29 protein-coding genes are annotated in these 25,232 nt (G+C 67.5%); 16 read left to right on the top strand and 13 right to left on the bottom strand.

What is annotated here, in order from left to right; genetic code table 11:
- The first annotated feature begins 6 nt into the window (after positions 1-6).
- From MRAB57_RS16050 to MRAB57_RS16070, 5 genes are all read left to right on the top strand, one after another.
- Positions 7-1,476 carry a glycine hydroxymethyltransferase gene (locus MRAB57_RS16050; RefSeq protein ID WP_077088231.1) on the top strand — a complete coding sequence of 490 codons (1,470 nt, stop codon included), beginning with the start codon at positions 7-9 and terminating at the stop codon, positions 1,474-1,476.
- Positions 1,477-1,558: 82 nt separating this feature from the next.
- On the top strand, positions 1,559-2,386 hold the full coding sequence (locus MRAB57_RS16055) for an acyl-ACP desaturase (RefSeq protein WP_077088232.1): 828 nt from the start codon (positions 1,559-1,561) through the stop codon (positions 2,384-2,386).
- A 237-nt stretch (positions 2,387-2,623) separates the two neighbouring features.
- Positions 2,624-3,925, top strand: a complete 1,302-nt coding sequence (gene phoH2, locus MRAB57_RS16060) for an RNA 5'-3' helicase PhoH2 (RefSeq protein ID WP_077088233.1) — start codon at positions 2,624-2,626, stop codon at positions 3,923-3,925.
- Positions 3,926-3,986: 61 nt separating this feature from the next.
- Complete coding sequence (locus MRAB57_RS16065; RefSeq protein WP_077088234.1) at positions 3,987-4,862, top strand: polysaccharide deacetylase family protein; 876 nt, start codon at positions 3,987-3,989, stop codon at positions 4,860-4,862.
- Positions 4,863-6,407 carry an adenylate/guanylate cyclase domain-containing protein gene (locus tag MRAB57_RS16070; protein WP_083743435.1) on the top strand — a complete coding sequence of 515 codons (1,545 nt, stop codon included), beginning with the start codon at positions 4,863-4,865 and terminating at the stop codon, positions 6,405-6,407.
- Positions 6,408-6,419: 12 nt separating this feature from the next.
- On the opposite strand, the gene MRAB57_RS16075 is transcribed toward MRAB57_RS16070, so the two are convergent.
- The 3 genes from MRAB57_RS16075 to glpX are packed head-to-tail and all read right to left on the bottom strand — an operon-like array spanning position 6,420 to position 9,938.
- Positions 6,420-7,421 carry a hypothetical protein gene (locus MRAB57_RS16075; protein WP_077088235.1) on the bottom strand — a complete coding sequence of 334 codons (1,002 nt, stop codon included), beginning with the start codon at positions 7,419-7,421 and terminating at the stop codon, positions 6,420-6,422.
- Entirely contained in the window at positions 7,418-8,818 is a 1,401-nt protein-coding gene (locus tag MRAB57_RS16080; RefSeq protein WP_077088236.1) for a class II fumarate hydratase, read from the bottom strand. The genes MRAB57_RS16075 and MRAB57_RS16080 overlap by 4 nt, the downstream gene beginning before the upstream one ends.
- Positions 8,819-8,864: 46 nt before the next feature.
- A complete protein-coding gene (gene glpX, locus MRAB57_RS16085) occupies positions 8,865-9,938 on the bottom strand; it encodes a class II fructose-bisphosphatase (protein WP_108637951.1) in 1,074 nt (357 codons plus the stop codon).
- An 80-nt stretch (positions 9,939-10,018) separates the two neighbouring features.
- Between glpX and MRAB57_RS16090 the strand changes: the two genes are divergently transcribed.
- Both MRAB57_RS16090 and MRAB57_RS16095 read left to right on the top strand, forming a co-directional pair.
- Positions 10,019-10,690 carry a DUF4245 domain-containing protein gene (locus tag MRAB57_RS16090; protein ID WP_077088237.1) on the top strand — a complete coding sequence of 224 codons (672 nt, stop codon included), beginning with the start codon at positions 10,019-10,021 and terminating at the stop codon, positions 10,688-10,690.
- 16 nt (positions 10,691-10,706) lie between these two features.
- Positions 10,707-11,504 carry a dienelactone hydrolase family protein gene (locus MRAB57_RS16095; protein WP_077088238.1) on the top strand — a complete coding sequence of 266 codons (798 nt, stop codon included), beginning with the start codon at positions 10,707-10,709 and terminating at the stop codon, positions 11,502-11,504.
- On the opposite strand, the gene MRAB57_RS16100 is transcribed toward MRAB57_RS16095, so the two are convergent.
- The 4 genes from MRAB57_RS16100 to MRAB57_RS16115 form a co-directional block, all read right to left on the bottom strand.
- Complete coding sequence (locus tag MRAB57_RS16100; protein ID WP_077088239.1) at positions 11,485-12,588, bottom strand: 3-beta-hydroxysteroid dehydrogenase; 1,104 nt, start codon at positions 12,586-12,588, stop codon at positions 11,485-11,487. The two genes, MRAB57_RS16095 and MRAB57_RS16100, sit on opposite strands and share 20 nt — an antisense overlap.
- 61 nt (positions 12,589-12,649) lie before the next feature.
- Positions 12,650-12,922 carry an exodeoxyribonuclease VII small subunit gene (locus MRAB57_RS16105; RefSeq protein WP_077088240.1) on the bottom strand — a complete coding sequence of 91 codons (273 nt, stop codon included), beginning with the start codon at positions 12,920-12,922 and terminating at the stop codon, positions 12,650-12,652.
- Positions 12,912-14,159, bottom strand: a complete 1,248-nt coding sequence (xseA, locus tag MRAB57_RS16110) for an exodeoxyribonuclease VII large subunit (protein WP_077088241.1) — start codon at positions 14,157-14,159, stop codon at positions 12,912-12,914. Before xseA ends, MRAB57_RS16105 begins: the two co-directional genes overlap by 11 nt.
- The gene (locus MRAB57_RS16115; protein WP_077088242.1) at positions 14,156-14,740 is read right to left on the bottom strand and encodes a lipid droplet-associated protein; all 585 of its coding nucleotides are present in this window, start codon (positions 14,738-14,740) and stop codon (positions 14,156-14,158) included. The genes xseA and MRAB57_RS16115 overlap by 4 nt, the downstream gene beginning before the upstream one ends.
- An 89-nt stretch (positions 14,741-14,829) precedes the next feature.
- On the opposite strand from MRAB57_RS16115, the gene MRAB57_RS16120 reads away from it, so the two are divergent.
- Positions 14,830-15,828 carry a 4-hydroxy-3-methylbut-2-enyl diphosphate reductase gene (locus tag MRAB57_RS16120; protein WP_077088243.1) on the top strand — a complete coding sequence of 333 codons (999 nt, stop codon included), beginning with the start codon at positions 14,830-14,832 and terminating at the stop codon, positions 15,826-15,828.
- Between the two features lie 6 nt (positions 15,829-15,834).
- Here MRAB57_RS16120 and MRAB57_RS16125 read toward each other — a convergent pair whose 3' ends face one another.
- On the bottom strand, positions 15,835-17,010 hold the full coding sequence (locus MRAB57_RS16125) for a DUF6542 domain-containing protein (RefSeq protein WP_077088244.1): 1,176 nt from the start codon (positions 17,008-17,010) through the stop codon (positions 15,835-15,837).
- Between the two features lie 121 nt (positions 17,011-17,131).
- Here MRAB57_RS16125 and ychF point away from each other — a divergent pair, with 121 nt between their 5' ends.
- From ychF to MRAB57_RS16145, 4 genes are all read left to right on the top strand, one after another.
- Positions 17,132-18,205, top strand: a complete 1,074-nt coding sequence (ychF, locus tag MRAB57_RS16130; RefSeq protein WP_077088245.1) for a redox-regulated ATPase YchF — start codon at positions 17,132-17,134, stop codon at positions 18,203-18,205.
- Positions 18,206-18,348: 143 nt separating this feature from the next.
- Positions 18,349-18,714, top strand: coding sequence for a nuclear transport factor 2 family protein (locus MRAB57_RS16135; RefSeq protein ID WP_077088246.1), 366 nt, complete (start codon positions 18,349-18,351; stop codon positions 18,712-18,714).
- Positions 18,715-18,765: 51 nt separating this feature from the next.
- The gene (locus MRAB57_RS16140; RefSeq protein WP_083743436.1) at positions 18,766-19,590 is read left to right on the top strand and encodes a MerR family transcriptional regulator; all 825 of its coding nucleotides are present in this window, start codon (positions 18,766-18,768) and stop codon (positions 19,588-19,590) included.
- 181 nt (positions 19,591-19,771) lie between these two features.
- Positions 19,772-20,170, top strand: a complete 399-nt coding sequence (locus MRAB57_RS16145) for a VOC family protein (RefSeq protein ID WP_077088247.1) — start codon at positions 19,772-19,774, stop codon at positions 20,168-20,170.
- A 13-nt stretch (positions 20,171-20,183) separates the two neighbouring features.
- On the opposite strand, the gene MRAB57_RS16150 is transcribed toward MRAB57_RS16145, so the two are convergent.
- Both MRAB57_RS16150 and MRAB57_RS16155 read right to left on the bottom strand, forming a co-directional pair.
- Entirely contained in the window at positions 20,184-20,684 is a 501-nt protein-coding gene (locus MRAB57_RS16150) for a nitroreductase/quinone reductase family protein (RefSeq protein ID WP_077088248.1), read from the bottom strand.
- Positions 20,685-20,711: 27 nt separating this feature from the next.
- Positions 20,712-21,101, bottom strand: coding sequence for a DUF732 domain-containing protein (locus MRAB57_RS16155; RefSeq protein ID WP_077088249.1), 390 nt, complete (start codon positions 21,099-21,101; stop codon positions 20,712-20,714).
- Between the two features lie 224 nt (positions 21,102-21,325).
- Between MRAB57_RS16155 and MRAB57_RS16160 the strand changes: the two genes are divergently transcribed.
- The gene (locus tag MRAB57_RS16160) at positions 21,326-21,688 is read left to right on the top strand and encodes an Mtp family mycobacterial-type pilin (RefSeq protein ID WP_077088250.1); all 363 of its coding nucleotides are present in this window, start codon (positions 21,326-21,328) and stop codon (positions 21,686-21,688) included.
- Between the two features lie 50 nt (positions 21,689-21,738).
- On the opposite strand, the gene MRAB57_RS16165 is transcribed toward MRAB57_RS16160, so the two are convergent.
- Entirely contained in the window at positions 21,739-22,071 is a 333-nt protein-coding gene (locus MRAB57_RS16165; RefSeq protein ID WP_077088251.1) for a DUF732 domain-containing protein, read from the bottom strand.
- A gap of 98 nt (positions 22,072-22,169) precedes the next feature.
- Here MRAB57_RS16165 and arr point away from each other — a divergent pair, with 98 nt between their 5' ends.
- Positions 22,170-22,610 carry an NAD(+)--rifampin ADP-ribosyltransferase gene (gene arr, locus MRAB57_RS16170; protein WP_425436751.1) on the top strand — a complete coding sequence of 147 codons (441 nt, stop codon included), beginning with the start codon at positions 22,170-22,172 and terminating at the stop codon, positions 22,608-22,610.
- A gap of 6 nt (positions 22,611-22,616) precedes the next feature.
- Here the strand turns inward: arr and MRAB57_RS16175 are convergent, their stop codons facing one another.
- A complete protein-coding gene (locus MRAB57_RS16175) occupies positions 22,617-22,985 on the bottom strand; it encodes a DUF2510 domain-containing protein (RefSeq protein WP_077088253.1) in 369 nt (122 codons plus the stop codon).
- A gap of 334 nt (positions 22,986-23,319) precedes the next feature.
- Between MRAB57_RS16175 and MRAB57_RS16180 the strand changes: the two genes are divergently transcribed.
- Entirely contained in the window at positions 23,320-23,904 is a 585-nt protein-coding gene (locus MRAB57_RS16180; RefSeq protein ID WP_077088254.1) for a glycoside hydrolase, read from the top strand.
- A gap of 323 nt (positions 23,905-24,227) precedes the next feature.
- On the top strand, positions 24,228-24,551 hold the full coding sequence (locus MRAB57_RS16185; RefSeq protein WP_077088255.1) for a putative quinol monooxygenase: 324 nt from the start codon (positions 24,228-24,230) through the stop codon (positions 24,549-24,551).
- Here MRAB57_RS16185 and MRAB57_RS16190 read toward each other — a convergent pair.
- The gene (locus tag MRAB57_RS16190) at positions 24,548-25,228 is read right to left on the bottom strand and encodes a guanylate cyclase (RefSeq protein WP_077088256.1); all 681 of its coding nucleotides are present in this window, start codon (positions 25,226-25,228) and stop codon (positions 24,548-24,550) included. The two genes, MRAB57_RS16185 and MRAB57_RS16190, sit on opposite strands and share 4 nt — an antisense overlap.
- Positions 25,229-25,232: the final 4 nt, after the last annotated feature.

Raw genomic sequence — 25,232 nt, forward strand, 5'->3', positions numbered from 1 at the left:
GTTCGCATGTCCGCCGACTCGCCCCACACCGCCACCTCGACCACGTCACCGGGCGCCGAATACGCCGACACCGCAAGCGCTGCCTACCGAGCGGCACTGCAGGTGGTCGAGTCCGTCGAACCTCGCATCGCCGCGGCGACCCGCAAAGAGCTCGCCGACCAACGCGCTTCGCTCAAGCTGATCGCCAGCGAGAACTACGCCTCGCCGGCGGTGCTGCTGACGATGGGGACCTGGCTGTCGGACAAGTACGCCGAGGGCACCATCGGACACCGCTTCTACGCGGGTTGCCAGAACGTCGACACCGTGGAAAGCATCGCCGCCGAGCACGCCCGTGAACTGTTCGGGTCGCCGCACGCCTACGTGCAGCCGCACTCGGGCATCGACGCCAACCTCGTTGCGTACTGGGCGATCTTGGCCACCCGGGTCGAGGCGCCGGGCCTGGCCGACGCCGGCGCCAAGCACGTCAACGACTTGTCGGAGGCGGACTGGGAGAAGCTGCGCAACAAGTTGGGAAACCAGCGGCTGCTGGGCATGTCGCTGGATGCCGGCGGCCACCTCACCCACGGCTTCCGTCCCAACATCTCCGGCAAGATGTTCCACCAGCGCAGCTACGGCACCGACCCCGACACCGGGTTCATCGACTACGGCGCCGTCGCGGCCGCCGCGCGTGAATTCAAGCCGCTGGTGATCGTGGCCGGCTACTCCGCCTACCCGCGCCGGGTCAACTTCGCGACGATGCGCGAGATCGCCGACGAGGTGGGCGCCACGCTGATGGTGGACATGGCGCATTTCGCCGGCCTGGTGGCGGGCAAGGTGTTCACCGGCGACGAGGATCCGGTGCCGCACGCCCACGTCACGACCACGACGACGCACAAGTCGCTGCGCGGTCCGCGCGGCGGCCTGATCCTGTGCCAACCCGAGTACGCCGACGCCGTCGACAAGGGCTGCCCGATGGTGCTCGGCGGGCCACTGTCGCACGTGATGGCGGCCAAGGCCGTCGCGCTCGCCGAGGCGAGGCAGCCCGCGTTCCAGGCCTACGCGCAGCGGGTCGCCGACAACGCCCAGGCCCTGGCCGACGGCTTCCTCAAGCGCGACGCCCAGCTGGTCACCGGGGGCACCGACAACCACATCGTGCTGCTCGACGTCACCTCGTTCGGCTTGACCGGGCGCCAGGCCGAGTCGGCCCTGTTGGACGCCGGCGTGGTCACCAACCGCAACGCCATCCCCGCCGACCCCAACGGCGCCTGGTACACCAGCGGCATCCGGCTCGGCAGCCCGGCGCTGACCACCCGCGGCTTCGGTCCCGACGAATTCGACCGGGTGGCCGAGCTGATGATCGACGTGCTGACCAACACGGCGCCCGAAGGCAGCTCCAAGGCGAAGTACTCGCTAGCCGACGGCACCGCCGAGCGGGTCAACGCGGCCGCGGCCGAACTGCTGGCCGCCAATCCGCTTTACCCGGGCCTGGAGCTCTAGCTCCCGCGGTAAAGCCGGCCGGTGGTCGCGACACGGCGCGGCCGTTTTATTAAACCTGTGTCTACGGGTTACAGTTACTTGCATGGCACAGAAACCTGTCGCTAATGCGCTGACCCTGGAGCTCGAGCCCATCGTCGAGGCGGAGATGGCTCGCCACATCGGCACCGACGACATCTGGTTCGCCCACGACTACGTACCGTTCGAACGGGGCGAGAACTACGCCTTCCTCGGCGGCCGCGACTGGGACCCGTCCAGCATGACGCTTCCGCGTGCCTTCACCGACGCCTGCGAGATCCTGCTGCTGCTCAAGGACGACTTGGCCGCGCACCACCGCGAGCTCGTCGAGCACTTCATCCTCGAGGACTATTGGGGCCGCTGGCTCGGCCGGTGGACCGCCGAGGAGCATCTGCACGCCATCGCGTTGCGCGAGTACTTCGTGGTGACCCGCGAGATCGATCCCGCGGCCAACGAAGAGGTCCGCGTCCAGTACCTGATGCAGGGCTACCGCGCCGACACCTACACGCAGGTGGAAACGCTGGTGTTCATGGCGCTCACCGAGCGCACCCACGCCGTGTTCTGCCAGCACCTCGCAGCCAAGCTCGAGGAGCCCATCCTGGCCGGCATGATCGACCGGATTGCCCGGGACGAAGTGCGCCATGAACTGTTGTTCTCCAACCTCGTCGCGCACTGCCTCAAGTACACCCGCGACGAGACGATCGCCGCGATCGCCACCCGCGCGGCCGACCTCAAGGTCGTCGGCGCCGACATCGAGGCGTATCAGGACAAGGTGCAAAACGTTGCCGACGCCGGGATTTTCGACGTCTCGGATCTGCGCCAGGCGATCTCGGACCGCATCGTCGACTGGGGCGTGGCCGACGAGCCCCAACTGAAGCAATTCGTCATCGGCTGAGCCGACCCCCACAATTCGTTTTCTCGTGCCCCCGGCGACGCCGGCGTCCGGCGCGCCTGCGCGGCGGCTAAGCGTCGACGAGAGTAGCGTCATTCTCGATGGCTAGCGTCATGTTTTGCAGCCAGGGCGGCACTTCCCGTCATAGCAGGGGAGGACCGGCCCCGGTCCTCGTGTCGCCGTTCCCGCCGACATGCTTGCGCGGGTCCGCGCGGGCTTATCCCGCACGAGGAGCGCTTCGTGACCGAAATCCGGACCTACGTGATCGACACTTCGGTGCTGCTGTCCGACCCCTGGGCTTGCAGCCGGTTCGCCGAGCACGAGGTGGTGGTCCCGTTGGTGGTGATCAGCGAGCTGGAGGCCAAACGCCATCATCATGAGCTGGGCTGGTTTGCGCGCCAGGCATTGCGGCTCTTCGATGACCTCCGGCTGGAGCATGGGCGGCTGGATCAGCCCATTCCCGTTGGGACACAAGGCGGTACGCTGCACGTCGAGCTCAACCACACCGACCCGACGGTGCTGCCCAGCGGCTTCCGCAACGACAGCAATGACTCCCGGATCCTGAGCTGCGCCGCCAACCTCGCCGCCGAGGGCAGGCGAGTTACGTTGGTGAGCAAGGACATTCCGCTTCGGGTCAAGGCCGCGGCGGTGGGTCTGGCCGCGGACGAGTACCACGCGCAGGACGTGGTGGCGTCCGGTTGGTCGGGCATGCGCGAGATCGAGACCGCGACCGAGGACATCGACGCGCTGTTCGCCGAGGGCGAGATCGACCTGGTGGACGCTCGAGACCTGCCGTGCCACACCGGGGTTCGGCTGCTGGGCGGCAGCTCGCACGCGCTGGGCCGGGTCAACGCGGACAAACGCGTGCAACTGGTGCGCGGCGATCGTGAGGTGTTCGGACTGCGCGGCCGCTCCGCCGAGCAGCGCGTCGCGCTCGACCTGCTGCTTGACGAGTCGGTGGGCATCGTGTCGCTGGGCGGCAAGGCGGGCACCGGCAAGTCGGCGCTGGCGTTGTGCGCAGGCCTCGAGGCGGTGCTGGAGCGGCGTACCCAGCGCAAGGTCGTGGTCTTCCGCCCGCTCTACGCCGTCGGCGGCCAGGAGTTGGGTTACCTGCCCGGTAGCGAGAGCGAGAAGATGGGCCCCTGGGCGCAGGCCGTCTTCGACACACTCGAGGGACTGGCCAGCCCGGCGGTGCTGGAGGAAGTGCTGTCGCGCGGCATGCTGGAAGTGTTGCCGCTGACCCACATCCGGGGCCGCTCGCTGCACGACTCGTTCGTGATCGTCGACGAGGCGCAATCGCTGGAACGCAACGTGCTGCTGACGGTGCTGTCGCGGCTGGGCACCGGATCGCGGGTGGTGCTCACCCACGACATCGCCCAGCGGGACAACCTGCGCGTCGGCCGCCACGACGGCGTCGCGGCCGTCATCGAGAAGCTCAAGGGCCACCCGCTGTTCGCGCACATCACGCTGCTGCGCAGCGAGCGATCGCCGATCGCGGCCCTGGTCACCGAGATGCTCGAGGAAATCGCCGGGCCGCACTGACCGCGATGTGAGCCTGCTTCCGCGCCCCGGACGCACGGTCGACGACGGGTAGGCTGCCAGGATGCCGAAACGACCCGACAGCCAGGCATGGCGCTACTGGCGGACCGTGTTCGGCGTGGTGGCGGCCGGTGCGGTCCTGTTGGTCGGCGGGCTGACCGGTCACGTCACGCGTGCGGACAACGTGAGCTGCGCGGTGGTCAAGTGTGTGGCGCTGACGTTCGATGACGGCCCGGGGCCGTTCGACGAACGGCTGCTGCAGATCCTGAAGGACAACGACGCCAAGGCCACCTTCTTTCTGATCGGGAACAAGGTGGCGGCCAACCCGGCGGGGGCCAAGCGCATCGCCGACGCCGGCATGGAGATCGCCAGTCACACTTGGGAACACCCCAACATGTCGACGCTGCCGCCCGAGGACGTTGCCGCGCAGTTCTCCAAAGCCAACGACGCGATCGCCGCGGCCACCGGTCGGACGCCGACGCTGTACCGGCCCGCCGGCGGGTTGTCCACCCCGGCCGTGCGACAGACCGCGGCCCAGTTCGGTCTGGCCGAAATACTTTGGGATGTAATACCTTTCGACTGGGCCAACGATTCGAATACCGCCGCGACGCGGTACATGCTGATGACCTACATCAAACCGGGTTCGGTGGTGCTCTTCCACAACACCTACTCGAGCACCGTCGACCTGGTCTACCAATTCATCCCCGTCCTCAAGGCCAACGGCTACCGGATGGTGACGGTCAGCGAACTGCTGGGGCCCAGGGCGCCGGGCAGCAGCTACGGCGGCCGGGAAAACGGGCCGCCGGCCAACGTCCTGCACGACATCCCGCCCGGCGAGATCCCGACGCTGCCCAACACGCCCTCGCCCAAGCCGATGCCGAACTTCCCCATCACCGACATTCCGGGCCAGAATTCCGGCGGCCCGAACAACGGCGCGTAAATGACTGTCCGGCTTCGGGATTGGGTTACGCGGCCTTGGCGCCGGTCGGCCGTCGCGACGGCGACCGGACAGCGAAAGTCGGCCCGGCGGTTATCGATTGAATACGCGGTTGCGCTCGCGCTTGCCTACGTCCTGGGCCTGCTCGACGCCGCGGCCATCCTCATCCCGCTCGGGCGACATCCATCCATTGCGCTGACCGAGCACGGCACCATAGCGATAGCAGTCCTGGGTGTGCTGGGCACCCTCGGCGTCGCGATAGTAGGCGTGCTGCACGTTCTTCCAACGTTGCGATGGTTCGCCGCCGGCAAGGAACCGAATCCGAAGCAACGGGAAACCGCGACCAGACTCTCGGGCCAGCAGGCGGCCATCCTGGTGACGGCCTGGGTCATCAGCGGCGCGATATCGGTGTTGGTGAATCGCTCCACCGGAACGGCGCTGTTGTTGCCGATTTCGCTCGGTGTGCTGTTCGGCGGGTCGGCGACCATAGGCACCGCCCTGTTGTTCACCCAGCGCATCCTGCGGCCGGTCGTTGGGGCCGCCACCCGTGGCTCCGAGCCGCGGGTGGCCGCCCCCGGAGTGTTCGCGCGCCTGATTTTGCTCTGGTTCCTGTGCAGCGCACTGCCTTTCGGCGTGATAGCGGCCTTCGTCGTCATGCGCTCCTATGGGTGGCTCATCGCGCAATCCGCGTCGGTGGACGTCCCGATCATGGTGGTGTCGCTGGCGGCGCTGCTGCTCGGGTTGCCCACGATGATTTTGACGTCTCGTTCGATCTCCGATCCGCTCGGCGAGGTGGTCGACGCGATGGCGGAGGTGGAACACGGCCGGATCGAGACGCATGTGGATGTCTACGAGCGCTCCCAAATCGGCCGTCTGCAAGCGGGATTCAACCGCATGGTTACCGGCCTCGCCGAACGCGACCGGCTGCACGATCTGTTCGGGCGCCACGTCGGGGCCGACGTGGCCCAGCGCGCCCTCGAAGAGGGCGCGTCGCTGTCCGGGGACGTGGTCGAGGCGGCCGTCCTCTTCATCGATCTCGTGGGCTCCACGCAGCTCGCGGAAAGCCGTGCGCCGCAAGAGGTCGCCGATGTGCTCAACGACTTCTTCCGGATCGTCGTCGAGGCCGTCGACAAACACAACGGGCTGATCAACAAGTTCGCGGGCGACGCGGCGCTGGCCGTCTTCGGGGTGCCGCTACGGACGGACGAGCCGGCGTCGGCGGCGCTGGCCACCGCGCGCGACCTGGGCGTCCAGCTGCGCCGGTTGCCGGTGGTCGACTTCGGCATCGGGGTCTCGGCGGGCCGCGTCTTCGCCGGCAACATCGGCGCCGAAAACCGTTACGAATACACGGTAATCGGCGATGCGGTCAACGAGGCCGCGCGGCTGGCCGACCTGGCCAAAACGGCCGACCGGCGGATCCTGTGCTCGGCGGGGGCGATCGACCGGGCCGACGACGCCGAGCGACAGCACTGGGCGGAGTGCTATTCCACCGTGCTGCGCGGGCGGTCGGAGGCCACGCATGTCTCGGCGCCCGCGGGCCCCGCCTAACTGAAAAGGGCGCTACCTGGCGACTTTCAGCGCACCGACGATCTTGTTGACGATGCCCGCCGAGGCCGCATCGCCGATGGGCGTGGTGCCCATGAAGATGGTGACCGGCTTGGTGTCGACCGCGATGATGACGACGGAGTCACCCTTGACCCCCCGGGTCGGGTCGGCGATCGTGACGTCGGCGTCGACCCGGACGGCCTTGACGCCGTCGACGGTGGTCGACGAGGTCTTCAGCGGTCCCAGGGTGGGCTGCGAGTTGCCGTAGCCGGGGCCGTTGGACACGCACTGCATCAGCTTCGACGCCTGCGCCGCGATGTCCATGCTGGGCACGAAGTTGGTGATACCGACCTCGGCCGACATCATCCATTGGCTCGCGCCGGGCACGTCCATGCTGACGCCGACCGCGCTAATCAGGTTGGGGTCCTGGTCATCTGCGAACGGGGACCAGCCCGGGGCGAGGCTGGCCGGGAAGGACAGCTTGCCCGCGCTCAGCGTGTCGCCGGTCGGGGCTTGACCGGCATACGCGTTGGGGGTGCAGTCGGTGGCCGTCTGCCCGCCGCCCTTCTGCGGCGAGGTGGGGGCGCTCGCCGTCGTCGATGAGGTGGACGGCGCGGCGCTCGGCGATTTGTTGTCGTTGCCGCCCAGCACCACCACCAGGGTCGCGATCAGCGCGATGACGCCCAGCAGGGCGAGGCCGCCGACGATCAGCCAGGGCAGCTTCGAATTGCCGCCGCCCGGCGGGGGTCCGGGCGGGTAGGGACCCTGACCGTAGGGGCCACCGGGATATTGCGGGCCGCCCTGCGGGTACTGCTGCGACGGGTACGGGCCGGTGCTGTACGGGCCGCCGGGTGGCGGGTACGGGTACGGGCCGGTGGGCGGCGCGTAGGGGTTGTTCTGCGGCTGACCACCTTGCTGCTGGCCGCCCTGCGGCGGGGGACCCCACTGTGGTTCCTGCCCATACGGATTCGCTCCGTAGGGGCCTTGGTCGTAGGGGCCGCCGGGGGGCGCCGTCATGCGGGCTTGACCTTCGCCATCGCCAGGACGTCGAGTCTGCGGTCCAGCTCCTCGATCGACAACTTGTCTCCGATCAGTCCACGGTCGATGACGGTCTGGCGGATCGTCTTGCGCTCCTTGAGGGCCTGCTTGGCGACGGCGGCGGCCTCCTCGTAGCCGATGGCCGAGTTCAGCGGCGTCACGATCGACGGCGAGGACTCGGCCAGCTCGCGCAGGTGCTCCTCGTTGGCCTTCAGGCCGACGATGCAGCGCTCGGCGAACAGCTTCGACACGTTGGTCAGCAGCTTGAACGACTCCAGGATGTTGCGGGCCATCATCGGGATGTAGACGTTGAGCTCGAAGGCGCCGGACAGGCCGCCGACGGCGACGGCGGCGTCGTTGCCGATCACCTGCGCGGCAACCTGCGTAACCGCTTCCGGTAGAACCGGATTCACTTTGCCCGGCATGATCGAGCTGCCCGGCTGCAGGTCGGGCAGCTGGATCTCGGCCAGGCCGGTCAGCGGGCCGGAGCCCATCCAGCGGACGTCGTTGGCGATCTTGGTCAGGGAGACCGCGATGGTGCGCAGCGCGCCGGACGCCTCCACCAGGCCATCGCGTGCGGCCTGCGCCTCGAAGGAGTTGGCCGCGGTGCGCAGCTCGGTCAAACCGGTCGACTTAACCAGCGCCTCAACGACTTTGGCGCCGAACCCGTCGGGCGCGTTGAGCCCGGTGCCCACCGCGGTGCCGCCGATCGCCAGCTCGCCCAGCCGCGGCAGGGTGGCGCGCACCCGCTCGATTCCGGCTTCGATCTGGCGTGCATAGCCGCTGAATTCCTGGCCCAGCGTCACCGGCACGGCGTCCATCAGGTGCGTGCGGCCGGACTTGACCACGGTGTGCCACTCGCTGGCCTTGCCCGCCAGCGCCTCGTGCAGCACCTCGAGGGCGGGGATCAGATGGCGCGCCGCGGCCTCGGTGGCCGCGATGTGGGTGGCGGTCGGGAAGGTGTCGTTCGACGACTGCGACATGTTGACGTCGTCGTTGGGGTGCACCGTAACCCCTTTGGCCGCAGCGATACTGGCGATCACCTCGTTGGTGTTCATGTTGGAGCTGGTGCCCGAACCGGTCTGGAAGACGTCGATGGGGAACTGGTCGTCGTGTTTGCCGTCGGCGATCTCGGTGGCCGCGGCGATGATCGCCTTGGCCTTCTCCGGTGCCAGCAGCCCGAGGTCGGCGTTCACCTGCGCACAGGCGCCCTTCAGCAGGCCCAATGCGCGAATCTGGGTGCGCTCCAGGCCGCGTCCCGAGATCGGGAAGTTCTCCACCGCACGCTGGGTTTGGGCCCGCCACAACGCTTTTGCGGGCACCCGGACCTCACCCATGGTGTCGTGTTCAATGCGGTATTCGGCGTCCTCGGCCATGGATTGGTTCCTCTTCGTCGGAGTTTGGCGGCGTATCGAAGGCGAGCTACGGCAGCGGATAGGCGGCGGAGCTGTCGCCGGTGAAGTCGATGGCGGAGTACTCGTTGAGCTTCGAGAGCCGGTGGTAGGCCTCGATCATCCGGACGGTGCCCGACTTCGAGCGCATCACGATCGACTGCGTGGTGCAGCCGCCGGGGTAGTAGCGCACGCCCTTGAGCAGATCGCCGTCGGTGACCCCGGTGGCGCAGAAGAACACGTTCTCGCCCGACACCAGGTCCTCGGTGGTCAGGATCTGGTCCAGGTCGTAGCCGGCGTCGAGCGCCTTGCGGCGTTCGGGTTCGTCGGTCGGGGCCAGCTGCGCCTGGATCGCCCCGCCCATGCAGCGGATCGCCGCGGCGGCGATGATGCCCTCCGGCGTGCCGCCGATGCCGGCCAGCATGTCGGTGCCCGAGTCCGGCCGGCAGGCCGAAATGGCGCCGGCGACGTCACCGTCGGTGATCAGCCGGATGCGCGCCCCGGTGGCGCGGACGTCCTCGATCAGCTGCGCGTGCCGCGGGCGGTCCAGGATGCACACCGTCATGTCGCGCACCGACAACTCCTTGACCTTGGCCACCGCCCGGACGTTGTCGGTGATCGGCGCCGTGATGTCCAGCACGTGCGCGGCCTCGGGGCCGACGGCGATCTTGTTCATGTAGAACACCGCCGACGGGTCGAACATCGCGCCACGATCGGCCACCGCCAGCACCGAGATGGCGTTGGGCATGCCCTTGCTCATCAGCGTGGTGCCGTCGACCGGGTCGACGGCGAAGTCGCAGTCCGGCCCGTCGCCATTGCCGACCTCTTCGCCGTTGAACAGCATGGGCGCCTCGTCCTTCTCGCCCTCGCCGATCACCACGATCCCGCGCATCGAGACGGAGTTCACCAGCTCGCGGATCGCGTCGACCGCCGCGCCGTCGCCGCCTTCCTTGTCGCCGCGACCTACCCAGCGACCTGCGGCCATGGCGCCGGCCTCGGTGACTCGCACCAATTCCAGGGCGAGGTTGCGGTCGGGGGCCTCTTTGCGCGGGCGTACCGCGGCCGCCGAACCGGATCCCAACGAGCCCTGGCCTTCAGCTGTCATGGTTGCCAATTGTCCCAGAGCCAGATCGGTCCGCTGGAGCTGGGCTGCGGCTGCTGACCGCGGGCTGGGATACTCGGGGGGTGACCGAGGAGCCGCAGCCGAATGCCGACGCAGCGGGCGAGCCGGCTCCCGTGGCCAGGCCCGCCAAATCACGGCTGTTGCAGGACGGCCGCGACATGTTCTGGTCGCTGGCGCCACTGCTGATCGGGTGCGTCGTGCTGGCCGGGCTGGTCGGGATGTGCTCGTTTCAGCCCGGCGGGTCGAGCAACGGCACCATCCCGTCCTTCGACGCACCGGCCGCGCTGCGCGCGGACGCCCAGACGCTGGGCTTTCCCATCCGCCTGCCCGAACTGCCCGGGGGCTGGCAGGCCAACTCCGGGGGCCGCGGCAGCATCCAGAACGGCCGGACCGCGAACACCCAGCACCTGAATGCGACCACGTCCAACGTGGGCTACATCAGCCCCACCGGCATGTACATGAGCCTGACCCAGAGCAACGCCGACGAGGACAAGCTGGTCGGCTCGATCCACTCGTCGGCCTATCCGACCGGCGCGGTCGATGTCGCGGGCACCAGCTGGGTCATCTACCGCGGGTCCGGCCAAAACGGCGCGGACGCCGAGCCGGTGTGGACCACCCGGCTGACCGGGCCGGACGGTGTCACCCAGCTCGCCATCACCGGCGCCGGCAGCACCGAGCAGTTCCGTACTCTGGCCGTCGCGACCCAATCGCAGCCGCCGTTAGCAAGCCGGTAACCGAAAGCAGGGACTCGTGACCGCACCCGAAGCAGACCTTTCCGGATGGGTGGTGGCCCCGTTCACCGGCGCCGGCCACACGCACGACGTCTACCGTAAGGGCACCGGCCCCGGCGTTGTCCTGATTCCGGAGCTGCCCGGGATTCATCCGGGGGTGCTGGGCCTGGGTAATCACTTGGTGGACAACGGCTTCACCGTCGCCATGCCATCGCTGTTCGGCGAGGCGGGGCATGCGACGACGCCCGGCTACAGCGCCGCGAGCATCGCACGTGCCTGTGTGGCAAGGGAATTCGCGGCCTTTGCCACCAATAAGGAGCGGCCGGTGTCGCTCTTCCTCCGGGCGCTGGCCCGCGACCTCAACGCGTCGACGCCGGGCAAAGGGGTTGGCGTGATCGGGCAGTGCTTCACCGGCGGCTTCGCGCTGGCCACCGCGGTCGACGAGAGCGTGCTGGCCCCGGTGCTTTCGCAGCCGTCGGTGCCGCTGCCACTGGGCCGGACCCGCCGTGGCGACACCGGGCTGAGCGAATCCGAGATGGCGACCATCGCCGCTCGCGCCGCCAACGACGGCTTGTGCGCCATGGGCCTGCGTTTCAGTGAGGACTGGATGGCGCCGCGCGAGCGATTCGCCGCGCTCAAGGAGCGGCTGGGCGAAGCGTTCGAGGTAATCGAGATCGATTCGCGCCCCGGCAACCAGCACGGCTTCACGAAGTCGGCGCACTCGGTGCTGACGCTCGAGGTACGCGAGGCTGACGGCCACCCGGCCTACGAGGCACGCAAGCGGGTCGTCGAATTCCTTACTGCGCGACTGACTTAACGCCCGCGAGCTGACTCTTCATCTGCCCGAACATGTCCACGTAGTAGGGCAAGCATTCTTTCAACGCCTGCTCGGTGGTGAACTGCGGCTGGTATCCGAGATCGCGGGACGCCTTGGCGACCGAGAAGTAGTTGTCCAGATACAGCCGCTCGACCGCGAGCGGTTCCAGCAGCGGCGCCGGTATCCCGAACCGGAAGTGCAGGCGCTGCCAGCCGGTCATGGCCGCACGCACGACGGGCCCGTTGACGCGCACCCGTGGCCAGTTCACGCCGCACGCCTCCACCACCGGCCGGGCGAACTCGAACATGTTGATCGGGTCGTCGTCGTTGATGAAGTACGCCTGACCGGGCGCGGTGCCGCCGGGCACCAGGTGCTGCGCGGCCAGGATGAAACCGTGAATCAGGTTGTGCACGTACGAGTTATCCAGCCGGGCCGACTTGCGGCCGACCAAGACCTTGACGTGCCCGGCAATCACGCTCTCGAACAGCTTGCGGAACATGGTCTGGTCGCCGCGGCCCCAGATGCCGCTGGGCCGGATCGCGCACGTCAGCATCCCATCAATGCCGTTCTGGGACAACACGTATTGCTCGGCGACGACCTTGGTCTCGGTGTAGAGGTCGTTGAATCGCGTGGTGTAGGGGATGGTTTCGTCGCCACCCGGAATGTTCTGACCGCCCATCACGACGCTGTTGGATGACGTGTAGACGAATCGCTGCACGCCCGCCGCGCGTCCGGCCTCCACCAGATTCTCGGTACCCCCGACGTTGATCGCGAAGCTGCGCTGGCGATATTCGGCGGTCACCGACGCGCCGCCCATCAGCTCGATGATCGCGGCGGTATGGATCACCGTGTCGATGCCGTCCACCGCCTGCGCGCAGACGGCCTTGTCGGTGATGTCGCCCTGCAGCACGTCCAGCTGCGGATGCGGGGGCAGCGGGGACGGCGCGCGGTCGAAGGAGCGCACCCGATGTCCGCGGTCGAGCAAGGTGGTTACCAGGTTGGCGCCGACGAACCCCGAGCCCCCGGTGACCAGCACACGACCCAGTTCGGTCGTCAAAGATGAATCACCCATGTCTGAGAGCATAACTGAAACGTGTTCCAATTCGGCAAAAAATTCTGCGCGGCCCGGTGCGGGTGCGCTCGAATCAGGCCTCGTCGCCCTGTCCGGCGGCCAACGCGTCCTCGACCCGCTTGCGGGCTCCAGCTAAATGTTCCTCGCAGCGTTTAGCGAGTTCCTCGCCTCTTTCCCAAAGCTTCAGCGATGTGTCGAGATCCAGTCCACCCTGCTCCAGCTGCCGGACGACTTCGACCAGTTCGTCCCGGCAGGCCTCGTAGCCGAGTTGACTAATGGGCGTAACCGGCTTGGCTTCTCCCTTGCCGGAGCCGCCGCCCGAACCGCCGTTTTCGTCAGTGACCATCGGTCAGCCCTTCACTCACCGCCGCTACGGCGCCATCGGAAACCCGCACCCGCAGCCGGGTGCCTGCCGGCGCGTCACGCACCGAGCGCAGCACCCGCGCCGGCTCAGCGTCGACGGTCTGCACCACCGCGTAGCCGCGCGCCAGGGTGGCCGCCGGGCCCAGCGTGGCAAGCCGCGCGGACAGGTGCCCGACGCGTTCGGTTTCGGCGGCGACCAGTCGGGTGATGTCGCGGCGAACCGCCGATCGGGCGCGATGAATCTCGTCGGTTCGGGCCGTCAGGGCGCTCAGCGGATCGGCGAGCACCGGGCGGCTGCGCAATTGGTTCAGGGCCCGTTGTTCGCGGCCCACCCAGTTCCGTAACGCCTGCGCGCTGCGCCGGCGCAGGTCGCCGACCAACCGTTGTTCGGCGGCGGTGTCCGGGACCACCCGCTTCGCGGCGTCGGTCGGAGTGGCCGCGCGCAGGTCGGCGACCAAGTCGCACAACGGATTATCGGGCTCGTGGCCGACCGCGCTGATCACCGGCGTGCGGCAGGCCGCGATGGCGCGGCACAGCGTCTCGTCGGAAAACGGCAGCAGATCCTCGACGCTGCCGCCGCCGCGGGCCAGCACGATCACGTCGACGGCCGGGTCGCGGTCGAGCTCGCGCAGCGCCTCGACGATCTGCGCGACCGCGTTGGGACCCTGCACCGGCGTGTTGCGCACGGCGAAGCGCACCGCGGGCCAGCGGGCCGCCGCCACCGACGTCACGTCGCGTTCGGCCGCGCTGGCCCGGCCGGTGATGAGTCCGATCATGTTGGGCAGGAAGGGGATTGGCCGCTTGAGCCGGGAGTCGAACAGCCCTTCGGCGTCCAGCAGCCGACGCAGCCGGTCGATGCGTGCCAGCAGCTCACCGACGCCGACGGCGCGAATCTCGGACAGCCGCAACGAGAATGTGCCCCGACCGGTGTAGAACGACGGCTTGCCACATACCACTACCTGGGTGCCCTCGGTCAGCTTTACCGGCGCGTTGAGCACCAGGTCGCGTGGGCAGGTGACGCTCAGCGACATGTCGGCGGCCGGGTCGCGCAGCACCATGAACACGGTCTTGGAGTCGGCGCGAATGTTGACCTGGGCCAGCTGCCCTTCGACCCACACGCTGCCCAGCTTGTCGATCCAGCTGGCGACGCGGATCGACACCGCGCGGACCGGGAAGGGGTTCTCGGCCGAGTTCGCTTCCGAATTCGCCGGTGGGGTCACTTCGCGGTCGCGCGGGTGATCCTGTTGGCCAGCAGCGTCTCGAACGGGGCGCGGGCCTTGGTGGCCTGCTCGTAGGCCAGCAGGGCTTCCAGCTCATCGACGCCGAGCGACTGCAGCCGCGCCCGCAGCTGCGCCAGCGTCAGCGCCGGGTAGTCAAGCTCGGCCGCCACCGACGGCTCGGGGACCGACTTCTTCGATTGGCGTGCCGGCTTGGCCGGGGCGCCCGCGTCGTGCGCGGCGTCGGCGACGGAGTACAGCGCGAACCGGCCCTCGGCCCGGCGATCGCCACCGGCGCCGTCGGGCAATTCGGCGGGCGGGCCGTCGCCCCCCTCGTTCAGGTCCTCGTCGAACGTCGCCCACTCCGGCTTCTCGTCCTTGGGCGGGAAAATCGATTCCAGGGTGCTGTCGCCCTTGATCACCAGCTCAGCCAGATTCTGCTGAAACCGCATCACGATGTGGGCCGCCTGGCTGGCTATGGTCATCGGGTACATCAGGATCGTCTTCGGCAGCCGGATCGTCTCCTCGACGGCAACCGCCGCCGCGCCGACCAGTAGCCGAACTCCATACGGTGCCGTAGCCATGGGTCCAAGATTGCCTTAAGCCGCCGCTAACGCCAAGCCCAGCGGCGCGAGCTGGCGGGCCCGTGTCGGCGGTAAGTACCCTGGACGTCATGCCGCCGACTGTCGACATGGGTATTCCCGGCGCATCCAGCTCAGTGGCCAACGAGCCGATTGGCAAGCGGGTGCTGCTGGCGGAGCCGCGCGGGTACTGCGCGGGCGTGGACCGCGCCGTCGAGACGGTGGAGCGCGCACTGGAGAAGCACGGCGCCCCGGTCTACGTGCGCCACGAGATCGTGCACAACCGGCACGTCGTCGACACCCTGGAGAAGGCAGGCGCGGTGTTCGTCGAGGAGACCGACCAGGTCCCCGAGGGCGCCATCGTGGTGTTCTCCGCGCATGGCGTGGCGCCGACGGTGCACGTCGAGGCCGCCGAACGCAACCTGCACACCATCGACGCCACCTGCCCCCTGGTCACCAAGGTGCATAACGAGGCCCGGCGCTTCGCCCGCAACGACTACGACATCCTGCTGATCGGTCACGAGGGCCACGAGGAGGTCATCGGCACCGCCGGTGAGGCGCCCGACCACGTGCAGCTGGTCGACGGGGTGGCATCCGTGGACAAGGTGACGGTCCGGGACGAGGACAAGGTGATCTGGCTGTCGCAGACCACGCTGTCGGTCGACGAGACGATGGAGATCGTGCAGCGGCTGCGGCAGCGGTTCCCGAAGCTGCAGGATCCGCCCAGTGACGACATCTGCTACGCCACCCAGAACCGGCAGGTTGCGGTCAAGGCGATGGCGCCGGAGTGCGAGCTGGTGCTCGTCGTCGGGTCGCGCAATTCGTCGAACTCGGTGCGGCTGGTGGAAGTGGCGTTGAACGGCGGGGCGCACGCCTCTTACTTGGTCGACTGGGCCGACGACATCGACCCGGCCTGGCTGGAAGGCGTCACCACGGTCGGTGTCACGTCTGGCGCCTCGGTACCCGAGGTGCTGGTGCGCGGCGTGCTGGAACGGTTGGCCGAGAACGGTTTTGGCGTGGTGCAACCCGTGTCGACCGCCCAGGAGACGCTGGTGTTCGCGCTGCCGCGCGAAATCCGATCCATGCTCTGAGGCGTCTTAGGCGTCGTATTCCCAGGAATCCGCCCGCGACGGGCTTTGCGCCCGGGGCCGGCTTCGCCGTTCCGCGCGCTCCTCGTCGGAGCCGCGGTACCGGACCTGCGAGATCGGGTGGTGGGACGGGCCGGAGCCGTTGGCGCCGTTCGGCGCGGGGCGGCGGCGACGCGGCTCCGACGGCGGCTCGTAGGAGTCGTACGACTCGTACTGCGGCGCGAACCGCCTCGCCCCTCCGGACGACTCGTACCTGTCGTAGTCGTCGTAGCGGCCGCCGCGCGGCGCCGAGCGTTCGTAGGGCCCGCGGTAGCCGCGGCCCTCCCGCGGCGACTGGCCGCGTGGGTCCGAATCATCCTGAGGCCGAGGCCGCCGGCCCGAGCGGCGCGGGGGATCGGCGGGATCGAAGTCGCGGGGCGGCCGCCGACGGCGCCGAGGCTCGGCCGCGGGATCGCGCTCGTCGTCCAGCGGCGGGCGGGTACGCCCGGACCCGGCCCGGCCGGAGCGCGCGCCGGAGCGGCCGTTGCGCGCCGGCCGGGCAGTCCCACCGGTACCGCGCTGCGAGGGGCGCGACGGGCGGGCCCGCTTCGCGTCGGTGGGCGATGCCTCGTCGGGTTCGTCGTCCTCGTCGGAGCCGACGCCCAGCAGCGAGTTCAGTTTCGCGCCGATGCCGCTGAGGAAGAAGGACTTCACGGCGGGGGCCGCGGAGTCGGCCTTCTCGTCGGCGCCGTCTTCGCCGGCGGCCGGGCGATACGACATCCCGAAGTACCACCTGATCAGGCCCAGCGCCAGGATGCCTCCAGCGGTGCCCAGCATCAGCGGAAAACGCTCGATCAGGGGATAGCCGCAGTTGATCAGCAGGTCCTTGATGTTGCCGAGCTGGCCGCCGTGAAACAGCCAGTAGGCGCCCGGCACCGCGCAGAACAGGATCAGCGGCGGCTGGATGACGGCGCTGAACAGGCCGTCCTGCCGCACCGCCAGCACGGCGGCCACGCAGCCGGCTATATAGAGGACAGCGAAGACACTGGTCAGCTGCTTGTGGCCGGACCCGGCGTCGATTCCGTACCCGATCGCGGTCGTGGTCACGGCGAAGAGCAGGGCTGTCCACCACGGCACACCCGCGATGCTCGGGAGAATGGAGCGATGGGCAGCGTCTACTGCCGTGCTTCCCCGCTGTGCTGACACATGTAGACCGTACCGGCAATGCGGCCAAACGCTCGTAAATAGCTTGTCAAGATGCCTGGCGTGGCACGGCCCGGTGCACCGGCGCAGCGGGCCGTGCGGCCGAGCCTAGACTTGGTTCCCCGTGAGCCTGAGCCTCGGAATCGTGGGACTGCCCAATGTCGGCAAGTCCACGCTCTTCAACGCCCTGACCCGCAACAACGTGGTCGCGGCCAACTACCCGTTCGCCACCATCGAGCCGAACGAGGGCGTGGTCGCGCTGCCCGACCCGCGGCTGGACAAGCTGGCGCAGCTGTTCGAGTCCGAGAAGATCGTGCCGGCGCCGGTGACGTTCGTCGACATCGCCGGGATCGTGAAGGGCGCCTCCGAGGGCGCCGGGCTGGGGAACAAGTTCCTGGCGAACATCCGCGAGTGCGACGCGATCTGCCAGGTGGTGCGGGTGTTCGCCGACGACGACGTCGTGCACGTCGACGGCAAGGTCGATCCGCGCTCCGACATCGAGGTGATCGAGACCGAACTGATCCTCGCCGACATGCAGACGCTGGAAAGGGCCGTGCCGCGGCTGGAGAAGGAAGCCCGCAACAACAAGGAGCGCAAGCCGGTGCACGAGGCGGCCGTCGCCGCCGAGGCCGTGCTGAACTCGGGCAAGACGCTGTTCTCGGCAGGTGTCGACACCGCGCCACTGCGCGAGCTGAACCTGATGACCACCAAACCGTTTCTCTACGTGTTCAATTCGGATGAGTCCGTGCTGACCGACGACGCTCGCAAGGCCGAGCTGTGCGCGATGGTCGCACCGGCCGACGCGGTGTTCCTGGACGCGAAGATCGAGGCCGAGCTGCAGGAGCTGGACGACGAGTCCGCGGCCGAGTTGCTCGAATCGATCGGACAGACCGAGCGCGGCTTGGATGCGTTGGCGCGGGCCGGTTTTCACACACTCAAGCTGCAGACCTATTTGACGGCTGGCCCAAAAGAGGCGCGCGCGTGGGTGATTCATCAGGGCGACACCGCGCCCAAGGCCGCCGGGGTCATTCACACCGACTTCGAAAAGGGCTTCATCAAGGCCGAAATCGTGTCGTACGACGACTTGATCGCGGCCGGATCGATGGCGTCGGCCAAGGCGGCCGGCAAGGTCCGGATGGAGGGCAAGGACTACGTCATGGCCGACGGCGACGTCGTCGAGTTCCGGTTCAACGTGTAGATAGCAGTCTCACGACCGGTAGCTTTCCCGCTTCCCCAACGACGATGTCGGCCCGTCAGATCGACGGCTTGACTCTCCTGTAACGGGAGGGCCCAGGCTGGTGTTCGACGGACATTCGGCGTCACAATGCCAAGGAGGAAGCAATGACTACACAACTCAGACTGGACCCCCTGATCAGCGCGCACATCGCCGCGATCAACAGCTTTGACGTGGACGCGATCATGGAAACCTTCGCCGACGATGCGCTCGTCAACGACTTCTCGCGGGAGTTCTGGGGCAGTGAGCACATCCGCGCGTTCATCGCCAAGGAGTTTGTCGGCGATCGCGTCACGGTAGAGCCCGTCGAGATGGTCGTCAACGCCGGCATGTTGTGCGTTCGGTGCCGTTACGACGGTGACTATGACAAGACCGGTTTACCCGATCCGCTGATCATGACCAACTACTTCCGGCTGCGCGACCGCAAGATCGTCAGCCTGCTCATCATCAAGAACACCCAACCGCAGTATTAACCGGTGGGGCCGCTTCCGAGCAGGGAGCGGCCCTCCTGACCCGGAGCCGCCATGAGTGCAATCGTTGCCGTCGGGCAGTTCGCGACGATGACCCACCTCAGTGTCAAGACGCTGCACCATTACCACCACGTCGGACTACTCGAACCGGTACACGTCGATTCCGAGACCGGATACCGCTACTACTCCCTCGATCAACTGCCGACCGCTCAACTGATCCGACGACTACGGGACCTACGGATGCCGGTCGCGGACGTCCGAGATGTTCTTGTCGCTCAGGACGCTGGTGAACGCGAGTCCTTGATCGCAACCCACATCGATCACCTCGAGGCCGAGCTGGCCGAGACGAAAGCCGCGGTCACTTCGCTTCGTGCCCTGCTGAACAACGCGGCGAGCACAGAGCCCGTCAACCGGCGCGCCGAGTCGACCATCCCCGCGATCGCCATCACCGCCACCGTCGATCCCACCGACATCGAAAAATGGTGGCGCGCAGCCCTACACGATGTTCGCGCGGCCGTTTCTACCGGTCGGGTCGACCAAACCGGGCCTGCCGGCGGGATATACGACGAAAGCCTGTTCCGGCACGAACCAGGCCAGGCCACCGTCTTCGTTCCCGTCGACACACCACGGCAGCTGGGGCCCGTCCAACCCATCCTCGTGCCCGCCGCGGCGGTCGCCGTGACGATTCATCACGGCACAATGGCCGACATCGATCTCGCCTACGCCGAGCTGGGCAGCTACATCGCCGGCCAAGGCCTCGCCGTCGGACCGCGCATCCGCGAGTATTACCACTGCGATCACTCGCACACTGCGGACGAGACTCAGTGGAAAACCGAAGTCGCCTGGCCCATCACCGATGTCCGCACGCCCAGAGCATGAACTCTCCCGCGGAGAGCGTCATCGCAGCGTTTTGATGTTGTTCGGCGACGTCGTCGAATTCCGGTTCAACGTCTAGGCCAACGAAGGATGGACGGGATCAGCTTGTCAGGGTGCGTACCTAGCATGTGGTTGTCCGCGCCATCAGCCGACTAGCCTTCGGCAACCTGAGGAGTAGGTCCTGATGAAGTTCGTATCGACCCGTGTCATCACTGCCGACGTGAAACGGCTGGTCACCTTCTACGAGACGGTCACGGGTGTCAACGCCGTATGGGGCAACGAACTTTTCGCGGAGATTCCCACGGCTGTCGGCACGCTGGCCATTGGCAGCGACAAAACGGTCGCGCTGTTTGGGGCCGGATCTGCCGAGCCCGGCGCAAATCGTTCGGCGATCATCGAATTCCTCGTGGACGATGTGGACGCCGAGTGGGGGCGACTCCGTGGGCAACTCTCGGAGGTGGTCACCGAACCGACGACGATGCCATGGGGAAACCGTGCGCTGTTGTTCAGGGATCCCGACGGAAACCTCGTCAACCTATTCACCCCGGTCACCGACATGGCGCGTGCGAAGTTCGGGATATGACCCTGTCGAACGATTACAGCGAGTCGTCCGCGGTGAAGACGTCGATCGGGCGTCCGATCGACAACATCACCAGCGGGATCTGCCGGCTGGTCGACCGCTGATAGGTGATGTACGGCGGGTACAGGTGAGCCATATATTCCCAAACCTGGTGGCGCTCTTCGCCTTCGGGCTCGCGCCACGTCGCCTCGAACGCCTGGGTCGCGATCTGCACACCGATCGTCTCGCTCGCCAGAATGTTCGAGTACCACGCCGGATGCTTGTCGGCACCGCCCTTTGACCCGACGATCACGATCTCGCCGCCGAAGTTGCCGTAGATCAACGGCCTGACGTAGACCTTCCCCGACTTGCGGCCCACGCACCTGATCAGGCAGTGCGTCGTCATCTCACGGCCGCCGACCCCGCTGACGTCGAAGATGTGGCCCCGCGTGCCACCGGAAGTCAGGTAGCTGTCGAGGTGCTCACTGATCCAGTCGGCTCGCGCGGCCCGGATCGCTGCGGCATCGGTGTCGGCCATAGATGACTCCTGAACTCAGAGATTTGGTTACGCCGACTCGACCGGCGGGGTCGGGGACGGCGACGGGGTGGCGCTGGGACCACCGGGGGCCCGACTCGGGACCGGGGGCATGGTGAGGGAGCCGTACTGGGGGCAGTAGGCCTGGATCGCGGCACCGGTGAAGTAGGCGGCGTTGAGCGGTGGCCAGTTGGTGGCGCTGGTGACCTTGGCGACCAGGTCCGCGTTGCTGGTCTTCGGGTTCTCGCCCAGGGTGGCGCAGACGACGGTCTTGGCGATCTGGATCGCCCGGTCGGGTGCGCCATAATCCATGCCGGACGTGCCGAGGTTGGTGATGAACGCGTCGTCGGTGGCGTCGGCATGGGCCGGCGCGGCCAGCCAGACGGAGAGGGCTATCAGCGCAATGGCTCTGGTCACCATGACGTCCCCTCCTGGGTAGGACCCGCCCCGGGAAGTCGTGACAAGGTTCCACAGCATTTTTACAGCACGCCAAGGCGCGAGAACGTCGAGATCCGGCGGGCGGTGGCGGAAACCCGGCGCCGTCTAGGTGCTGTCGCCAACGCACCGGACGAAGAGCCGGTGACGTAGGCGAATTCCGGTCCAACGTCTAGCGGCGACGTCCCGGCGTCGACCATGCTTAGAGGATGGCGACTGCGAAGCGAGCGAGACGGTCCGCGGGGCTGCTGGTGGGCGCCGGGTTGGCCCTGTGCGCTGCCGGGTCGGCCGGTGGCATCGCCCAGGCCGCCCCGGTCCCCGCGCCCACCAACCACTGGTGCCCCGGCCAGCAATGGGACCCGGCCTGGGGCACCGACTATCACTGGAACTGGAATCAGTGCCACGACTGGCAGGGCCCCGCCCCGGCGGGCTGGGGGCCGTGGGGACCGCCGCCGCCCTGGGCCCCGCCGCAGCCGCCGCCACCGGCGTGGGCGCCGCAGGCTCACCTGATGTGGAACCCGACCTCGGGCGCTTGGGGCTTCTTCAACAACGGGGTATGGACCCCGATCTGACGCGAAACACCAACCCGCACAGCTACATTGGCCTCCAGCTGAGGCGCGGGTTACTTCGCGTCAGCGTCCATGTCCGGGCAGAACGACAACACGGCGCTGGCCGCGATCACGTTGGCCTGCGCGCCCGTGTAGCCGAAGTTCTGGATCCGGCTGATGGCTTCCTGCTGCGGCACCAGGTTGTTGCGCAGCTCGTGGCAGAGAGTCGTGCCGATCTGGACCATGTGCGTCGGGTCGCCGTAACTGATCCCATGCTGGTTGAGGCTGGTCAGATAGGCCGACTTGCTGTCCGGGGCGGCGCCCGCGACAGCGGGTGCCGAACACAGCAGTACGGATAGGGCCGTCAGTGACGTCAGTGCTGGTTTCCTCAGTGCGCGAGTGGTCATGCGCGTAGTGCTGCCCCCGGCGGGGAAGCGGGAGACAACGCAAACTTGAACTCGCAGTGAACTGCCCGGCACAATTTTGCGGTCGCGAACTACGACGGATGGGGGCATGTGTGGCGAGCGCACCGAAACCTTTCGAGGTGCATGAGTCGGGTGCGTTCCTGCACGGCACCAAGGCCGACCTTTCGTCGGGCGACTTTCTGGTCCCCGGGCGGCGCTCGAACTACGGCGGCGGGCGCCGCGCCAACCACGTATATATGACGCAGACATTGGACGCCGCGGTGTGGGGAGCCGAGCTGGCCCTGGGCGACGGCCCGGGCCGCATCTACATCATGGAACCGCAGGGCGCGGTGGAGGACGACCCGAACGTGACCGACAAGAAGTTTCCTGGCAACCCGACCCGCTCCTACCGGACCCGGGAGCCCGTGCAGATCGTCGGCGAGCTCACCGACTGGGTCGGGCATTCACCCGAACAGCTGCAAGCCATGCGCGACGGCCTGGCCGACCTCGAGCGCCGGGGACTGGCCGTCATCTACGACTAGGTGGAGCTAGTTGAAGGTGACGTTGCCGAACGAGTCGACCGCCACGTAGGCGCGTCGTTCGGGGGACGTGGCGGCCACAATCAGCCAGATGATGCCGAACAGCCCGCAGGTGACGACGGTCAGCAGCGCGAACACGACATGCGCAGGCACCGACACGCCACCGCCGAGGAACAGGACGGCCTGGGTGGGCGAGCTGGACTCGATGCGGGCCCACGGGTAGTGGCTGGAGATCGCCTCTTCGAGTATTTCGGTGCGCTGTTCGACCGACAGCGTGGCCGCGTAGTGCTCGGTCCATTCGGATCCGTCGAAGAAGCGTTGTGCGCGCGCGCCCGACGGGTCGCGGTACCAGCCGGCCGGAGGCAGTGCCGCGGTCATCGAACCCCCTCAGTGCGCGCGCATATGTCGACAGGACCATATTGGAACATCGCGGTGGGGCGGGCGACGCATGCCGGGCCGGGGGAGCACACAAACTCACCGTACGTAACGGCCGCCGTCTGCGGTTCAGGTTGGGCGCGTATTTTTGGCGGCTCGTGGCCATGTCGGACACGCCAGCGGCCCGCTTAGGGCCGGCGCCGGCTATTGGTGACGATAAAGATGCATTTATGTAATAAGTTTGCTGTAAATGCGGCGCACGCCATTCTTTAATTTACGCGTGATACGCGCCACAAATTTTGGCTTGCTAAGTATCTTGTTGCTAGCGTCCCTGGCCATGATTGTTCTTGCTGCGTTGGTGTCTCTGGTCAACCAGGTCTCGGGGACGCCGTATATTGTGGGTGGAGATTCTCCGGCCGGGACTGACTGCTCGGGACTGGCTTCATGGGTTGCGAATGCCGCAACTGATCGACCGGTCTTCGGCAGCCGATTTAACACGGGCAATGAGGAAGCTGCGCTTTTGGCACGGGGCTTCCAATACGGAACCGCTCCCAATGCCTTGGTCATCGGATGGAACGGCGGTCACACGGCAGTGACCCTGCCGGACGGCACGCCGGTGTCCAGCGGCGAGCACGGCGGCGTGCACATCGGTGGTGCGGGCGCCTACCAGGCCGGATTCACCCACCACATGTTCCTGCCGATGCCCCCGGAGGGCGACGGGCTGTTGCCTCCGCCATTCGCACCGCCTCCGCCGCCGCCGGACGCGCCGCTGGACACCGGCGTGCCGTCCGGCAGGGTCACTGCACCCGCCGTTCTGGTGGGCGTTGCGGCACCCGCGCCGCCGCCCCCGCCGGCACCGGAACTGCCGCCTCCGCCGGCTCCGCAATTGCCCCCGCCGGGTGACCCTGGAATTCCGAATTGATAAAGAATCGAATTGCACAGGTCGTGGTTAATGCCGCGGATCGCTTCGCAACATTCGTCACTCTGATCGCATTACGCGCCTGGGAAAAGTGAAGTAATCGCGGCCGGGCCGCGCCTGTGGGCTGCGTCACTTTCCCTAAAGGGCATCGCTGTCCGAATACCGAATAATCCGGGCGGCCATTCACTCGTGTTTTCGGTCGTGTGTTTGCTGGATCCCTCAAAAGTGATGCTCGGGACTGACCGCGCGATATCCTGGCGGCGCTCGCCGGCAACGCTGACCGACGGCGAGCGCGCCGGTAGCCGTGACCAGAGACGAGGCCCGCAATGATCTTCATCGTCGTGAAATTCGAAACGAAACCCGAGTGGACCGACCGCTGGCCGGACTGGGTCGCGTCGTACACCGCCGCCACCCGCGCCGAGGAGGGCAACCTGTGGTTCGAGTGGTCGCGCAGCCTGGATAACCCGGCCGAGTACGTCCTGCTCGAGGCGTTCCGCGACGGCGACGCCGGAAGCGTCCACGTCAATAGCGAGCACGTCAAGCGGTTCTTCCAAGAAGCCCCGCAGGCGCTGACCTCCACGCCCAAGATCATCAGCCAGACGCTCGACGCCACCGGGTGGTCGGAGATGGGCGAAATCACGGTCGGCTAACCGACCGCGACCTCGATCTCGTCGCCCAGCCGATAGCCCGGCGCCAACGGCAGCGTGTCGCCGCTCCAAAACGAACCGGGATCGAAATAGTTCGAATCCTTGTCCGTGACAAGCAGACCCATCTGCTCGTAGGTGATCGCCACCGTCTCCGCGCAATACGCCGTCGCCAGGCTCATCTTGCGCTGCTCGCGGCGCTGCTGCGTCTGCTCACGAACCTTCCTGTCCACCAAAGGGATTCCGCGGACCCAGTCGTTGATGGTGGGCAGCCGACCGCGGAACCACCGGCCCGTCAGCCGCATGGTCGTTGGGAAGGCGGTGCCATCCATGCGCGCGATCACTCGCAGCAGTTCGTTCTCCTGCTCGGCGGTGGCGTACGGCGTCAGCTGGCGCAGCCAGCACCGTTGCTGATAGCGCTGGGTCCACTGCGAAACCGCCTGCCGCAGGTCGTTGAGCTGCACGCCCCGGTGGTTGGAGCCCGTCCACATGTCAGTGAGCTTGTCGCCCAGCTCGGCATGCCAGATCAGCGGCGGCAGGTCGTCGATGGCCACGGTCATGCCGACGTGATTCACCGGGGCGTTCGTCAGCGTCCGGATCGCCCGGTCGGGTCCCGACCCGCCGCGAAACAGCCAGAGATCGCCGGTGCGTGTCTCGCTCAGTGCCTGGTCAAGGGTCAGCATGTCC

It is taken from the genome of Mycobacterium rhizamassiliense (assembly GCF_900157375.1).
In the GTDB taxonomy this organism is placed as follows: Bacteria; Actinomycetota; Actinomycetes; order Mycobacteriales; family Mycobacteriaceae; genus Mycobacterium; species Mycobacterium rhizamassiliense.

What these genes read in the sequence shown, in the direction of transcription:
- arr (WP_425436751.1), top strand. Translation starts at nt 22,170, where the DNA reads ATGGGGGCATGTGTGGCGAGCGCACCGAAACCTTTCGAGGTGCATGAG.
- MRAB57_RS16165 (WP_077088251.1), bottom strand. Translation starts at nt 22,071, where the DNA reads ATGACCACTCGCGCACTGAGGAAACCAGCACTGACGTCACTGACGGCC.
- MRAB57_RS16155 (WP_077088249.1), bottom strand. Translation starts at nt 21,101, where the DNA reads ATGGTGACCAGAGCCATTGCGCTGATAGCCCTCTCCGTCTGGCTGGCC.
- MRAB57_RS16070 (WP_083743435.1), top strand. Translation starts at nt 4,863, where the DNA reads ATGACTGTCCGGCTTCGGGATTGGGTTACGCGGCCTTGGCGCCGGTCG.
- MRAB57_RS16115 (WP_077088242.1), bottom strand. Translation starts at nt 14,740, where the DNA reads ATGGCTACGGCACCGTATGGAGTTCGGCTACTGGTCGGCGCGGCGGCG.
- MRAB57_RS16080 (WP_077088236.1), bottom strand. Translation starts at nt 8,818, where the DNA reads ATGGCCGAGGACGCCGAATACCGCATTGAACACGACACCATGGGTGAG.
- MRAB57_RS16150 (WP_077088248.1), bottom strand. Translation starts at nt 20,684, where the DNA reads ATGGCCGACACCGATGCCGCAGCGATCCGGGCCGCGCGAGCCGACTGG.
- MRAB57_RS16050 (WP_077088231.1), top strand. Translation starts at nt 7, where the DNA reads ATGTCCGCCGACTCGCCCCACACCGCCACCTCGACCACGTCACCGGGC.
- MRAB57_RS16160 (WP_077088250.1), top strand. Translation starts at nt 21,326, where the DNA reads ATGGCGACTGCGAAGCGAGCGAGACGGTCCGCGGGGCTGCTGGTGGGC.
- MRAB57_RS16065 (WP_077088234.1), top strand. Translation starts at nt 3,987, where the DNA reads ATGCCGAAACGACCCGACAGCCAGGCATGGCGCTACTGGCGGACCGTG.
- MRAB57_RS16055 (WP_077088232.1), top strand. Translation starts at nt 1,559, where the DNA reads ATGGCACAGAAACCTGTCGCTAATGCGCTGACCCTGGAGCTCGAGCCC.
- MRAB57_RS16175 (WP_077088253.1), bottom strand. Translation starts at nt 22,985, where the DNA reads ATGACCGCGGCACTGCCTCCGGCCGGCTGGTACCGCGACCCGTCGGGC.
- MRAB57_RS16120 (WP_077088243.1), top strand. Translation starts at nt 14,830, where the DNA reads ATGCCGCCGACTGTCGACATGGGTATTCCCGGCGCATCCAGCTCAGTG.
- MRAB57_RS16135 (WP_077088246.1), top strand. Translation starts at nt 18,349, where the DNA reads ATGACTACACAACTCAGACTGGACCCCCTGATCAGCGCGCACATCGCC.
- MRAB57_RS16190 (WP_077088256.1), bottom strand. Translation starts at nt 25,228, where the DNA reads ATGCTGACCCTTGACCAGGCACTGAGCGAGACACGCACCGGCGATCTC.
- MRAB57_RS16180 (WP_077088254.1), top strand. Translation starts at nt 23,320, where the DNA reads ATGATTGTTCTTGCTGCGTTGGTGTCTCTGGTCAACCAGGTCTCGGGG.
- MRAB57_RS16075 (WP_077088235.1), bottom strand. Translation starts at nt 7,421, where the DNA reads ATGACGGCGCCCCCCGGCGGCCCCTACGACCAAGGCCCCTACGGAGCG.
- glpX (WP_108637951.1), bottom strand. Translation starts at nt 9,938, where the DNA reads ATGACAGCTGAAGGCCAGGGCTCGTTGGGATCCGGTTCGGCGGCCGCG.
- MRAB57_RS16145 (WP_077088247.1), top strand. Translation starts at nt 19,772, where the DNA reads ATGAAGTTCGTATCGACCCGTGTCATCACTGCCGACGTGAAACGGCTG.
- MRAB57_RS16185 (WP_077088255.1), top strand. Translation starts at nt 24,228, where the DNA reads ATGATCTTCATCGTCGTGAAATTCGAAACGAAACCCGAGTGGACCGAC.
- MRAB57_RS16140 (WP_083743436.1), top strand. Translation starts at nt 18,766, where the DNA reads ATGAGTGCAATCGTTGCCGTCGGGCAGTTCGCGACGATGACCCACCTC.
- MRAB57_RS16100 (WP_077088239.1), bottom strand. Translation starts at nt 12,588, where the DNA reads ATGCTCTCAGACATGGGTGATTCATCTTTGACGACCGAACTGGGTCGT.
- MRAB57_RS16105 (WP_077088240.1), bottom strand. Translation starts at nt 12,922, where the DNA reads ATGGTCACTGACGAAAACGGCGGTTCGGGCGGCGGCTCCGGCAAGGGA.